Below are 12,387 nucleotides of genomic sequence, written 5' to 3'. Positions count from 1 at the left end.
TCCTTACGTGGTGGGGTGAAACGTGAGCAGCCCGTTCTGCCTGACCACTCTAACGCCTGGCAGGTCGACCGGTCCCTGCCCGTGCCAGTCGGTGATGAGGGCCGCGACCGCGAGGGTGTGGGCGCGCGTGAGGGAGATCCCGAACTCCGCGGAGACGACCAGCCGGATGATGCGCTGGCGGAGCGCCGCCGGGTCGGCCGCCAGCCCTCGGACGTCGAGTGCTACCGCGCCGTCGTCGGTCTGGCTGACCAGCTCGAGCGCCCATTCCAGGGCCAGGCCGTCGAGCGCCTCGTCGTCCTCACGCAGCTGTTCGGCGGTCCGCGCGAGGGCTTCGGTGACACCGGGGCCGAGCTCGCGCTCCATCACCGGGAGGACCTCCGTGCGTACGCGCACGCGCGTGTAGGAGGGGTCGTCGTTGTGCGGGTCGTCCCAGGGCTCCAGGCGGCTGTCGGCGCAGAACGCGCGCGTCCGGCTCCGGCGGAGACCGAGGAACGGACGCAGCAGGCGGCCGGTGTCCGGCAGCATCCCCTGGAGGCTCGACGGACCGGAACCGCGGGCGAGGCCCAGCAGGACCGTCTCGGCCTGGTCGTCGAGGGTGTGGGCGAGCAGGATGCGCTCGGCGCCGGTCGCGGCCATGGCCCGGTCGAAGGCGGCGTGGCGGGCCGCGCGTGCCGCCGCCTCGGGGCCGCCTTCCCGCTCGACGGTCACCCGCTCGACCAGCACGGGGTCGAGGCCGAGGGCGGTGGCCTGGTCGGCGGCTCGCGCGGTCACCGCATCCGAACCCGGCTGGAGGCCGTGGTCGACGATCACGGCGCCGGCGCGGAAGCCGTTTCTGGGCGCCTCGAAGGCCGTCGCGGCGGCGAGCGCGAGCGAGTCCGCTCCCCCGCTCAGACCGACGAGCACGAGGGCTCCGGGTCTAAGGGGCGCCGGTCGCTCCGGGCCGTGGTCGTCGTGCGGGTCGGCCTCCGGCAGGGCGGCCGCTGCGGCGAGCGCGGTGCGGACGGCGCGTCGCGCGTCGGCGATCGGCGGGGTCAGGCGCGGGCGGCGCTGCGGGTCGGGCGAGGCCTGCCCGGCCTCCGATCCGTCGAGGTGCATCCAGTAACGTTAGTGCAGGTTTTGCCGAGAGCTAAGGAGTACGGAATGGCCGAATACGACGTCGTCATCGAGATCCCGAAGGGGAGCCGCAACAAGTACGAGGTGGACCACGAGACGGGTCGCGTGTACCTCGACCGCGTGCTGTTCACCAGCTTCGTCTACCCGACCGACTACGGCTTCTTCGAGAACACCCTGGGCGACGACGGCGACCCGCTGGACGCGCTCGTACTGCTCGAGTACCCGGTGTTCCCGGGCGTCGGCGTGAAGGTCCGTCCGGTGGCCGTGCTCAACATGAGCGACGAGGCGGGCGGCGACGCGAAGATCATCGCCGTGCCGTACAAGGACCCGCGCTGGCAGCACATCCAGGACGTCGACGACATCCCGGAGCAGACCCGCAAGGAGATCGAGCACTTCTTCGCCCGCTACAAGGACCTCGAACCGGGCAAGTTCGTGAACATCGAGGGCTGGGGCGACGCCGCCGAGGCCGACGGCCTCATCCAGAAGGCGATCGCCAAGCTCGCTGCTGAGGGCCACTGACCCCAGCGAATCCATCAGCTCCGGAGTTTTTCGGTCGTTTCCGCGGAAATAGGCCGAAAAACTCCGGATCTGTTTGCTTGGGTCAGGCGCTGGGACGGGCCACGAGGCGCCAGGGTGAACCCCAGACGGATTGGATCTTGACGACGTCGCCCTCGGTCGGAGCCGCGATCATCTTGCCGCCGCCGATGTAGATGCCGACGTGGTAGAAGTCGCCGGGACCGTCGCCCCAGAAGATCAGATCGCCGGCCTGCTTGGCGCTGTACGAGACGAGCTGGCCCCTGTCGGCGGCGGTGTAGTACTGGTTGTTGACCGAGTGGGAGCCGATATAGACGCCGGCGTACGCGTACGCCTTCATGGTCAGGCCCGAGCAGTCGTATCCGCCCGGCCCTTCGCCGCCGAAGATGTACGGCTTGCCGAGCTGGGCGCGGGCGTAGGCGATCGCGGTGTCCACGACGTTGCCGTTCGGGGCCGCCGGAGCCGCTCCCCCACCGCCGGACGGCGCCGAGCCGCCCGACGACGCGGGCGGACGGGCCGCCGCTGCAGCCGCTGCCGCGGCCGCAGCCTGGCGCTGCGCCTCTTCCTGCGCACGCCGAGCGGCCTCCTGCTGGGCCTTGATCTGCTCACCCTGCAGGTACGCCGCTTCGGTCTGCGCCGAGGTGTTCTTGAGCGTCGCGAGCTGGGCGACGAGCTCGGTCGACTTCTGCTGCTGGGTGGCGAGGGCCGCCTGGGCCTTGGCCTGCGCATCCTGAGCAGCGGCCAGAGCCTTGTCGGCTTCGTCTGCCAGCGACTCGCGCTCCGTCTTGGCCGACTTCGCCTGGGCGGTCAGCGCGTCGGCGGTGTTCTTGTCCTTCGTCGCCTGCTCGTAGACGGCCTTCGACTGCTCGGTGAGCTTGCTCATCGTCCCGAGCTGGAACAGGAGCTTGTCGGCGGCGTCGCCGGACCCGCCACCCTTGAGCATCAGGTCCGTGGTGACGTCGCCTCCGCCGGACTTGGCCAGGTGCGATGCCAGGAGCCCGGCGCGCATCTTGGAGGTCTTGGCCTTCTCTGCCGCGGCTCCCGCCTGCTTCTCCAGGTCGGCGGCCTTGGCCGTCGCCGCGTCGAGGGCGTCCTTCGCCTGAAAGTACGCTTCTGCCGCCTTCTCCGAGGCGATGCGGGCGGCATCCACACTCGACTGGAGGCCGTCGATCAGCTTCGTGATGTTGTCGATCATCGCCTGCTGGTTGGCGACGTTGTTCTTGGCCTGCTGGACGTCGTTCCACGACGGGTAGTCGACCGCCTGCGCAGGCGCGACGATGCCGATGGATGCCGTGACCGCTCCCATGACGCCCGCGCCGATGGCAAGGCCGGGGCGGACGCGGCTGCTCTTCTCGTTCTCGTTAGCCAAGGGGTGCCTGCCGATCTCTCATGAACGGGATCCCGTCGATCTTCTCGCCGCCCACGCGCACCTCATAGTGGAGGTGGCAGCCGGTGGAGGCGCCGGTGGTGCCGACGCGGGCGATGGGCTGACCGGCGCCGACCTGCTGGCCGATGCCGACGAGGATGCCGCCGTTGCGGATGTGCGCGTATCCCGTCTGGATGCCGCCGCCGTTGTCGATGAGGACGAAGTTGCCGTACGAGCCGTTCGGTCCGGCGTAGACGACGGTGCCGTCATGGGCCGCGTAGATGGGTGCGTTGCACGAGGCGCCGATGTCGATGCCCAGGTGGTAGGTGCTGCCGACCCCGCCCGGTGAGGGACGCGCTCCGAAGCCGTCGGTGATCGGTCCGGCAGCGGGCACGGCCCAGCCCTGCGGTCCGACGTAACCGCCCGGGAGTCCCCCGGAGCCGCGGGCGGCTGCTGCGGCGGCGGCCGCCGCGACACCGGCTTCGTAGCCGGCGACGGTCTTGGCGGTCGCGTCCTTGAGCGCAGCGAGCTGCGCCTGCATGATGACGATCTGCTTCTGCTGCTCGGCAAGCTTGTCCTGCGCTGCCTTCGCCGCCTCGATCGCCGCCTGCATGGCTGCCTCGGCGACGACGCGAAGGCGCTCGCGGTCGGCCTTGGCGACGACCGCGAGGTCGGACAGCGACTTCGCCGTATTCTGTGCGGCCTTGGCGTCGGCGTAGACCTTGTTGGACTGCTCCACCAGCTTCGACATGCTGCCGAGGTCGGAGAGGAGCTGTTCCGGGCTCTTCGAGGTGGCGTTGTTGCCGGAGAGGAACAGGTTGGCGGTCAAATTCCGGCCACCGGTGCGGTAGAGCTGCGCGGCGAGCTTGCCCGCCTGGGCGCTCGCGTCATCCGCTTTCTTCTGGCTGGCGGCCGCCTGCGACTGCAGGTCGAGGGCCTTCATGGCGGCCTGATCGAAGTTCGCCTGGGCGACCTCGAGCTCTTCGCCGCGCTTCACGGCGGCCGCCTGGGTATCGGCTACCTCTTGCTTGAGCTGGGCGATGAGACCGTTGATGCGGGTCACCTGCGCCGACGCGGCGGACTCGTTGGCCTTCGCGGCCTGGACGTCCTGCCAGCTGGGGTAGTTGTCCGCGTACGCCGGGGCGGAGACGGCGCCGACCGAGGCCACCACGCCGACGATCAGGGCCGCGATCGCTCGCGTCGCGCGGGCACCGATCACCGCCCGGCGGCGTGAACCGCGGGTGGTCGGGGAAACCGTTCGGCTGGTCGTTTCGCGTCTCATGATGTTTCTCGGCCCGCTCACTTCTGCGTCGACGTCCGTCACGCGAGTCACACGTGCCCCACTGTCAACATGCGTCACTCTATCAACATGGCGATTTCCGGCCTGGTCGGAGGCCGGAATGAGGGGGGTCGGCGTGCATCCGCACGAGCGGCCGGGGGACCGCCTGGGTCGCAGACTATGTCGCGCTTCCGCCCCATCCTCGGATTTCGCAGTGGCGTTGCGCGAACCGGCAACGGGCCGCCGGGCGCCCGACCCGCCCGGGATCCGAGCCGGATTCGCATTCTCTGTCGCACTTCCGTATGCTTATGCGTCGGTGGTCATCGGAAAGCGGAAGCAATTCGAGACAATCCGGCCCCATCGTTTAGCGGCCTAGGACGCCGCCCTTTCACGGCGGTAGCACGGGTTCGAATCCCGTTGGGGTCACGCCGAACGGTGTCCACTAGTATTGAGCAGCACCAGATAATTGAAAAAGCACCACACTAAGGCCCTGTAGCGCAGTTGGTTAGCGTGCCGCCCTGTCACGGCGGAGGTCGCGGGTTCAAGTCCCGTCAGGGTCGCCACGGCGACAAGCCCTTCCAGTAGGAAGGGCTTCCGTCTAGGTGGATGTGCACGCATCCCCTGGCTCTGTAGCTCAGTTGGTAGAGCGTTCGACTGAAAATCGAAAGGTCACCGGATCGATGCCGGTCGGAGCCACCAGAGAGAACCCCCGGTCTGATTAGAATCCGGGGGTTTTCTTGTTTGCCCGTCAAGGCAGTCGAAACATCGTTTGACTACATTTTTGACTACAACTGGTGTTGTCGGCGGCGCACGACCTCGACGACCTCCGCGCGCGGGCCGATCGGACGACGCATTCCGCGAGGCCGCGCTCAGCGTGTTCCGCGTGCAGCAGATCCTGCCGAAGCTGGTGCTGGATGCCACCACCGAGCTGTTCGAGGTCGGCGGCGCCAGCGCCGTCGGCAACGGCTTCGCGCTCGATCGGCACTGGCGCAACGCCCGCACCCTCTCGTCGCACAACCCCGCGCGGCAGCGAGCCCGGTCGATCGGCGAGTGGGAACTCAACGGCACTTTCGCGACCTGGCGAAGGGAGCACACGCCGGTGGGACTGCGGGCCACGACCGGCGGCTGAGGCGGAGGATCGTTGCATGGATGTCCCGTTCTTCTGGGTGGACGTGTTCGCCGACCGGCCGCTCACCGGCAACCCGCTGTCCCTCGTGCCGGACGCTGATCCGCTCGACGAGGCCACGATGCGAGCCATCGCGCGCGAGTTCAACCAGTCGGAGACGACCTTCCTCGTCTCGCCGGCCGACGAACGCGCCGAGGTGCGGCTGCGGTCCTTCACCCCCGACGGCAGCGAGGTCTTCGGCGCCGGCCACAACGCCATGGGAGCGTGGCTCTGGCTCGCCGACGCGGGGCGGGTGGCCGCCGGCCGATCGTACGTTCAGAAGATCGGGGACGACCTCCTGCCGGTCCGGGTGACCAGGGAGGACGGACGGGTGAGCGTGTCCATGGACCAGTCTCCGGCTCTGTTCACCCCAGGGCCTGCCGAGACTGCGCCCCTTGCCGCGGCGCTGGGAGTTCCGGAGGCAGTAATCGTCGGGCGTCCCGAGGTCGGCTCGACAGGCGCGGAGCACCTCCTGGTTCCCCTCGTCTCGACCGACGCCGTGGACGCCGCACGGCCCGACACGCGCGCCCTGAAGGCCGTGCTCGCCGGCGCCGGAGCAGAGGGCTGCTACGTATACACGACATCCGGCGCGGCCGCGGCCTACGCGCGCTTCTTCAACCCGACCGTCGGGATCGCCGAGGACGCCGCCACCGGCACGGCGGCCGGCCCGCTCGCCGCCCGGCTCGTCCGGGACGGCGAGGCCGTTGCGGGCGTGCCGACGCTCATCGAGCAGGGGCACGCCCTAGGCCGGCCGAGCCTCATATCCGTGACGGTCGACAACGCGCGCGTGACCATCTCCGGCTCGGGCGTCGTCACCGCGTCCGGAGCGCTCCGGCTCTGAGGCGCGACCTCACCCCTCGCCGAACGCGGCGCGGCGGAACCCGCGGGCGCGGTGCTCGTCGGGGAGGAACGGGCCCTTGCCGAACACCTTCTCGCGCAGGGTGCCCTCGCGGTACTCCGACTGCATCAGCCCGCGCTTCTGCAGCACCGGCGTGACGTGGTCGACGAAGTCCTCGAACGAACCCGGCGAGACCACGTACTGGACGTTCATGCCGTCGACACCCGCGTCGTTCCAGGCCCCGACGTGGTCGGCGATCTGCTCCGGCGTGCCGACGACCCGGAGGTTGCCGAACCAGCGGACCAGCTCGCCGATCGTGTACCGGGGGTTCGGGGACATCGCGATCAGCTTGCCGACGATGCCCTCCTGGCCCTCCGGCCGCTTGGCGATCTCGCCGATGGGCTCCTTCGGGTCGAGCCTGCTGAAGTCGTAGCCGAGGAAAACGCTCTGCTTGGCGAGGTTGGCGTCGATGCTCTGGAAGTCGGTGATCTCCTCGTGCAGCCGCCGCGCCTCCTCCTCGGTGCTGCCCACCACGAAGCCGAGGATGCCGAACAGCTTTACGTCGTCTGCGCGGCGACCGTGCCGCACGGCCGCGGCGCGCACGTCCCGGACCACCGGCTCTGCCTCCTGCGGGTTCAGCGCGTTGATGAACAGCCCCTCGGCGTTGCGCCCGGCGAAGTCGCGGCCGCGCGGCGAGACCCCGGCCTGAATGAGGAATGGCGTGCGCTGCGGCGACGGCTCGGTCAGGTGCGGCCCCACCACGTCGTAGAACGGGCCCACGTGGTTGATCTCGTGGACCTTCGCCGGATCGGAGTACTGCTGCCGTGCCGTGTCGCGGACGACGGCGTCGTCCTCCCACGACGCCTCCCAGAGCTTGTAGACGACGTCGATGTAGTCGTCGGCACGCGCGTACCGGTCCTCATGTTCGGGCAGCCCGCCGAAGCCGAGGTTGCGGCCCGCCCCCGGCAGGAAGGTGGTCACGATGTTCCAGGCGATCCTGCCGCGGGTGAGGTGGTCGAGCGTCGACATCTTGCGGGCGAACGCGTACGGCGGCTCCTGGAGGATGTTCTGCGTCAGCACGAAGCCCAGGTTCTCGGTGGCGTACGCCAGCGCCGGGATGAGCTCGCCCGGGTCATTGATGGGGAACTGCATCCCGCTGTACACCGCCCGCTCCCGCGAGCCCTCGAAGGTCTCGTACGGCGCCAGCACGTCGGCGAAGAACAGGGTGTCGAAGCGACCGCGCTCCAGCAGCCTGGCGACGTCCGCCCAGTAGTGGACATCGTTGTACCGTAGCTGCTCGCTGCCCGGCCACGCCCACATCCCCTGGTCGTGGTGCGACACGGAGAAGATGTTGAAGGCGTTGAAGATCATCCGCTGCCGGTCCGCCACGATCAGGCCACCTCCGCCTCGTCCGCCGGCTCGGGTTCGACGCCGAGCACCTCCTTGCCGATCTCCGTCGCGAGCACCTCGGTCGAGTAGGCCATGAGCTGGCCGGCCTGCGCGTTGCGGAGGTGCCGCTGGATCGGCGACTGCTTCAGGTACCCGGAGGCTCCGCCCACGCGGACCCCGAGCTGGGCGACGTCGACCGCGACTTTGTTGGCGAGGTACTTGGCACGCGACAGGTTGGAGAAGAACTCCGGCCGGCCGGCGTCCGCTTCGGCGAGCGTGCGCTGGAAGAAGGCGTGCACCGCCTCGAGCCTCGACTGCGCGTCGGCGACCTCGTGCTGGATCCACTGCTGATGGGAGAGGGGCTTGCCGAGGATGGCGCGGTTGCGCGCGTGGTCGACGAGCGCACCCAGTGCGGCGTCGGCGATGCCAAGCGAGATCGCCGGCAGCCCGGCCGGCACGGCGGCGAAGTCGCCCGGCTGCGGCGAGCGGCCGCGGAACTCCTCCCGCAGCAGGGTGTGGTCGAAGGACAGCAGCTGGCTGCGGGTCGCACGCAGGCCGAGCGTGTCCCAGATCGGGATGATCGTCACGGTCTCGTCGGGGATGACCGCGAAGAAGGTGGGCACGCCGTCCACGAGCGCATTGACGAGGAGGTAGTCGGCGATCTCGCTGCCCGACACGAACCGCTTGGTCCCCGCGAGCAGCCAGCCGCCGTCGGCCGGGCGCGCCTCCTGCTGGGGGTTGAGGAACCGGTTGCCGCTGGTGGGCTCCGAGAGCGCGTTGGCGAAGCGCTTCCCGGCCAGCAGCTCGTCGGCGAAGAAGCTCCCCTGGCGCTCGCGGGTCAGCTCGGCGAGCCCGACCGCCGCACCGGTGTGCATGGTCACGATGGTGGCGGTCGACGGATCGGCGGCGGCGAGCAGGCGCACCGCCTCGCCGAAGGCCTGGTACCTGAGGCCGGTTCCGCCGAGGTGCTCCGGCAGGACGGCGGCGTCGAGCCCGGCGTCGTGCACTGCGGTCAGGTTGCCGACCGCGATCTCGGCGCGGTCGTCGTAGCCGGCGGCCTCCGCCTCGAAGCCGGTGGCCAGCTCGGCGACCGCGTGGAGCAGCTCTCTCTCGCGGGGCGGAAGGTCGTGCAGGCTGGTGGGGGCGGTCATCGGACTCCTTCGGGTTCGGGTGCAGCGGAGGGCAGAGGGGAGGTGACGGAGCGCGATGCGCGCGACCGCCGCCAGACCCGGCGGGAGACCACGCAGAGCACGAAGAGCGTCGCGAGGTACGGCAGGGCCTGGAAGAGTTCGACGGGCAGACCGAGGCTCTGGGTCTGTTCAAGCAGCGCCAGGCTGTTGAAGAACGAGAAGAGCAGCGCGCCCGCGATCAGGCCGGCCGGCGTCCGTCGGCCGATGATGACCACGGCGAGGGCGATGAAGCCCGTGCCTCCGGTCATGCCCGGCGAGAAGGTGCCGATCTCGGCGAGCGGGACGGTCGCTCCCGCGAGCCCCGCGAATCCCCCGGCGACGATCGCGGCGACAACGCGGAAGCGGACGGGGGCGATGCCGCGGGTCCGCGCGACGGCCTCGTCGTCGCCGACCGCCCGGAGGCGCAGGCCGAAGCGGGTGTGGTCGAGGACCAGCCAGGAGAGCACCACGAGCACGAGCGACAAGTAGAAGAACACGCCCGCTCCCGCGAGACCGGGACCGATCACCGGAATGGACTCGATGAGCGGCAGGTGCAGCGGCGGCTGCGTCTGCACCGTCTGGTTGGTGTGACCGGCCGGGTTGATCGCCTGGTAGAGGAAGACGCTGAGTCCGGTGCCGAGGAGGCCGATCGCGATACCGACGATGATGATGTCCGCCTTGGCGAGCGCAGACGCGACCCCCATGAGCAGACCGAGGACGAGCCCGGCCAGGATGCCGGCGAGCACCCCTGTCCACACTCCGCCCAGGTGGGAGCCGAGGACGCCGAGAACCGCTCCGAGCAGCATCATCCCCTCAATGCCGACGTTGAAGCCGCCGGTGCGTTCGAGGAAGATCTCGCCGAGGCCCGCGATGACGATCGGCGCACACAGTGCCAGGGCGCCCGATAGGACGACGGTCCAGAAGTCGACCGGACTCATGCGGCCACCTCCGCCTTGGCGGCGACGGAGTCGGCGCGCTCCCGGCCGGTGATCTTGACGGCCGCGAGCGCCAGCGCCGCGGTGAGGAGCAGGATGCCCTGGGTCACGGTGCCGATGGCGGTCGGGACGGTGCCCGTGACGATCTGGACGCCGGCCGCCCCCGTCCCGAGCGAGGCGTAGACCACGGCCGCCAGCGCGATGCCGATCGGGTTTCCGCGGCCGAGGACGGCCACCGCCAGGCCGGCGAACCCGATGCCGCTTGAGACGTCGGGCTCGAGACGCTGGGTCACTCCCGCCACCTGCATCCAGCCGGCCAGGCCCGCCGTAGCACCGGAGACGATCATGGCGGTGAGCACGGCACGACGGGGAGTGAGCCCGAGTCGGGCGGCCAGGAGCGGCCGCGAGCCGTAGACGTCGAGCACGAACGCCTGGCGCGTCCGCGACCACCACCACAGTGCGACGAGCAGCACCGCGACGAGCACGATGCCGATATGGATGCGGCCGGCGACCGGCAGCATCGGCAGCTGCGACGGGACGGGGAGGGGCGGGCTCTGCGGGCTCGCGTTGGTCGCCGGATCCCGCAGGACCGTCCGCAACAGGTACGTCAGCAGCGAGACGGCGAGATAGTTGGCCAGCAGGGTGAACAGTATCTCGGTGACGCCCCAGCGCAGTTTCGCGACGGCGGCGGGAATCGCCCACAGCACGCCCCCGACCACGCCGGCGAGGGCGCCGAGCGGAAGCGCGACGACGGGACTGGCCGACGGGCCGAGCAGGAGGGCGAGCGCGGTCGAGAAGACGGCGCCGACGATCGCCTGGCCCTCGGCGCCGATCGTGATCACGTCGGCACGCAGTGCGACCGAGACTCCGATGGCGACGAGGGCGAGCGGTGTCGCGTCGGCGAGGGTCTGGGTGAGGTTGTAGCCGTCGCCGAAAGCGCCCGTGAACCAGCCGCTCAGGGCCACGCCCAGATCGCCTCCTGTCGACGCGACCAGGGCGAGCACGACCGCGAATCCCGCGACCACGTACAGGAGCGCGATCAGGTAGCCGCGACGACGACGCGCGAACGCCAGCAGGTCACTCATCGCGCACTCCGTCCGCGGCAGCGCCGGTGAGCCCGGCCATCGCTCGGCCGACGCGGGTGCTGTCGAACTCATCGGCCTCGAACCGGTCCACGATGCGTCCCTTCGAGAGGATCAGGATGGTGTCGGCCAGTTCGCGGATCTCGTCCGTGTCCGCGCTGACCAGCAGGATGGCGGCGCCCGCTGCGGCCGCCGAGCGGATCTCGCCGCGGATGACCGCGCCAGCGTGCAGGTCGAGTCCCTGGGTGGGGCCGTGCAGCACGGCGACGGCCGGGCTCCCGTCGAGCTCGCGACCGACCAGAAGCTTCTGCTGATTGCCGCCCGACAACGCCCGGGCGGGCAGGTCGGGGTCCGCCGGGCGCACATCGTGACGCTCGAGCAGCGCCGAGGTGAACGACCGCGCCGCCTTCCAGTCGATCAGCCCATGGCGGAGGAATCGGCGGCCGCTGCCCAGGGTGCGCAGCACGGCCGACCGGGTGAGCGGAGCATCCGGCAGCACGGCCTGCTCGCGTGCCTCCGGAACATAGGCCAGCCCCGTCTCGGCCGCCTTCTCGGGGCGGCCGCCGACCGGGGCGCCGTCGACGAGAACGGCGCCGGAGGCCAAGGTCAGGACGCCGGCCGCCGCCTCCGCGAGGGCGGTCTGGCCGTTGCCGGCGACACCCAGCACGCCCACGATCTCACCACCGCGGACATCCAGGTCGATGCCGTCGATCCGGGCGCCCGCGCCCTGGGCCGAGACTCCCTCCAGCCGCAGCCGGGTCTCCCCCGCCAGGTCGTGGACGCGCCGCGGGACGGCGGGGACCGACCCGACCATCGCGCGCACCAGTTCGTCGTCGGTGACCTCGGAGACGCGCGCAGCAAGGGTCACCCTGCCGTGCGAGAGCACCGTCACGTCGTCGGCGACCTGGCGGACCTCGTCCAGCCGGTGCGTGATGAGCAGGACGGAGTAGCCGCTCCGGGCGAGTGCCCGCACCCGGTCGAACAGGGCGGCGGTCTCGAATGGCCCGAGGGCCGAAGTCGGCTCGTCGAGCAGCAGGATGCGCGCCCCCTGCGCCAGCGCGATGGCCAACTCGCCGAGCTGTCGCTGCGCGAGACCGAGCTCGCGCACGCGCACGTCGGGGCGGACGGCCAGTCCGGCCTGGTCCGCAGCCTCTCGCAGCAGCCGGGCGGCGCGACCGCGGCGGGCGATGCGCTCCGGCTGGCCGAGGATGAGGTTCTCGGCCAGGGTCAGCTCGGGGATGAGGCTGAGCTGCTGCGCGACCAGGCCGATGCCGCGCTCGATCGCGGCCTGGCGGCCGGCGAAGGCCACCGGCTCCGCGCCGACGGCGACGGTGCCTGCCGTCGGCCGCTCCAGGCCGGCCATGATCTTCAAGGCGGTCGACTTGCCCGCACCGTTCTCCCCGACCAGCGCGTGGACGCTGCCCGCCTCGAGCCGCAGCTCGACATCGTGCAGCACCTGGGCGCCTCCAAACGACTTGGAGACGCCCAGGAGCGCGAGTGCGGACGACATCGGGATC

Annotated in this window: 11 protein-coding genes and 3 tRNA genes; 6 read left to right on the top strand and 8 right to left on the bottom strand. The window is 70.6% G+C overall.

Annotation, left to right across the window (positions count from 1 at the left end):
- Window positions 1-3 precede the first annotated feature (3 nt).
- Window positions 4-1,095, bottom strand: coding sequence for a tRNA lysidine(34) synthetase TilS (tilS, locus tag ACF1AJ_RS17440; protein ID WP_391508494.1), 1,092 nt, complete (start codon window positions 1,093-1,095; stop codon window positions 4-6).
- A 45-nt stretch (window positions 1,096-1,140) separates the two neighbouring features.
- On the opposite strand from tilS, the gene ACF1AJ_RS17435 reads away from it, so the two are divergent.
- Entirely contained in the window at window positions 1,141-1,632 is a 492-nt protein-coding gene (locus ACF1AJ_RS17435; protein WP_391508493.1) for an inorganic diphosphatase, read from the top strand.
- An 82-nt stretch (window positions 1,633-1,714) separates the two neighbouring features.
- Here the strand turns inward: ACF1AJ_RS17435 and ACF1AJ_RS17430 are convergent, their stop codons facing one another.
- Complete coding sequence (locus ACF1AJ_RS17430; protein ID WP_309853849.1) at window positions 1,715-3,016, bottom strand: C40 family peptidase; 1,302 nt, start codon at window positions 3,014-3,016, stop codon at window positions 1,715-1,717.
- On the bottom strand, window positions 3,009-4,295 hold the full coding sequence (locus ACF1AJ_RS17425) for a peptidoglycan DD-metalloendopeptidase family protein (RefSeq protein ID WP_391508492.1): 1,287 nt from the start codon (window positions 4,293-4,295) through the stop codon (window positions 3,009-3,011). Before ACF1AJ_RS17425 ends, ACF1AJ_RS17430 begins: the two co-directional genes overlap by 8 nt.
- A gap of 350 nt (window positions 4,296-4,645) precedes the next feature.
- Between ACF1AJ_RS17425 and ACF1AJ_RS17420 the strand changes: the two genes are divergently transcribed.
- From ACF1AJ_RS17420 to ACF1AJ_RS17400, 5 genes are all read left to right on the top strand, one after another.
- Window positions 4,646-4,718: transfer RNA gene (locus ACF1AJ_RS17420), tRNA-Glu, on the top strand.
- A gap of 60 nt (window positions 4,719-4,778) precedes the next feature.
- Window positions 4,779-4,855: transfer RNA gene (locus ACF1AJ_RS17415), tRNA-Asp, on the top strand.
- Between the two features lie 60 nt (window positions 4,856-4,915).
- Window positions 4,916-4,991 (top strand) — tRNA-Phe (locus tag ACF1AJ_RS17410).
- Window positions 4,992-5,175: 184 nt separating this feature from the next.
- Window positions 5,176-5,421, top strand: a complete 246-nt coding sequence (locus ACF1AJ_RS17405; protein WP_391508491.1) for a hypothetical protein — start codon at window positions 5,176-5,178, stop codon at window positions 5,419-5,421.
- Window positions 5,422-5,437: 16 nt separating this feature from the next.
- The gene (locus ACF1AJ_RS17400) at window positions 5,438-6,298 is read left to right on the top strand and encodes a PhzF family phenazine biosynthesis protein (protein WP_391508490.1); all 861 of its coding nucleotides are present in this window, start codon (window positions 5,438-5,440) and stop codon (window positions 6,296-6,298) included.
- Window positions 6,299-6,307: 9 nt separating this feature from the next.
- Here the strand turns inward: ACF1AJ_RS17400 and ACF1AJ_RS17395 are convergent, their stop codons facing one another.
- The 5 genes from ACF1AJ_RS17395 to ACF1AJ_RS17375 are packed head-to-tail and all read right to left on the bottom strand — an operon-like array spanning window position 6,308 to window position 12,380.
- Entirely contained in the window at window positions 6,308-7,684 is a 1,377-nt protein-coding gene (locus ACF1AJ_RS17395; protein ID WP_391508489.1) for an LLM class flavin-dependent oxidoreductase, read from the bottom strand.
- 2 nt (window positions 7,685-7,686) lie between these two features.
- Window positions 7,687-8,835 (bottom strand): acyl-CoA dehydrogenase family protein, encoded by a 1,149-nt coding sequence (locus ACF1AJ_RS17390; RefSeq protein ID WP_391508488.1) that lies wholly within the window; start codon window positions 8,833-8,835, stop codon window positions 7,687-7,689.
- Window positions 8,832-9,791 carry an ABC transporter permease gene (locus tag ACF1AJ_RS17385; protein ID WP_391508487.1) on the bottom strand — a complete coding sequence of 320 codons (960 nt, stop codon included), beginning with the start codon at window positions 9,789-9,791 and terminating at the stop codon, window positions 8,832-8,834. Before ACF1AJ_RS17385 ends, ACF1AJ_RS17390 begins: the two co-directional genes overlap by 4 nt.
- The gene (locus ACF1AJ_RS17380; RefSeq protein WP_391508486.1) at window positions 9,788-10,873 is read right to left on the bottom strand and encodes an ABC transporter permease; all 1,086 of its coding nucleotides are present in this window, start codon (window positions 10,871-10,873) and stop codon (window positions 9,788-9,790) included. Before ACF1AJ_RS17380 ends, ACF1AJ_RS17385 begins: the two co-directional genes overlap by 4 nt.
- Window positions 10,866-12,380, bottom strand: coding sequence for an ABC transporter ATP-binding protein (locus ACF1AJ_RS17375; RefSeq protein ID WP_391508485.1), 1,515 nt, complete (start codon window positions 12,378-12,380; stop codon window positions 10,866-10,868). Before ACF1AJ_RS17375 ends, ACF1AJ_RS17380 begins: the two co-directional genes overlap by 8 nt.
- Between the last annotated feature and the right edge of the window lie 7 nt (window positions 12,381-12,387).

This window comes from Leifsonia sp. NPDC014704, assembly GCF_043083605.1.
Taxonomy (GTDB): Bacteria; Actinomycetota; Actinomycetes; order Actinomycetales; family Microbacteriaceae; genus Leifsonia.
The sequence above is the reverse complement of the archived record's forward strand: the minus strand, read 5'-3'. Positions and strand labels throughout refer to the sequence as shown.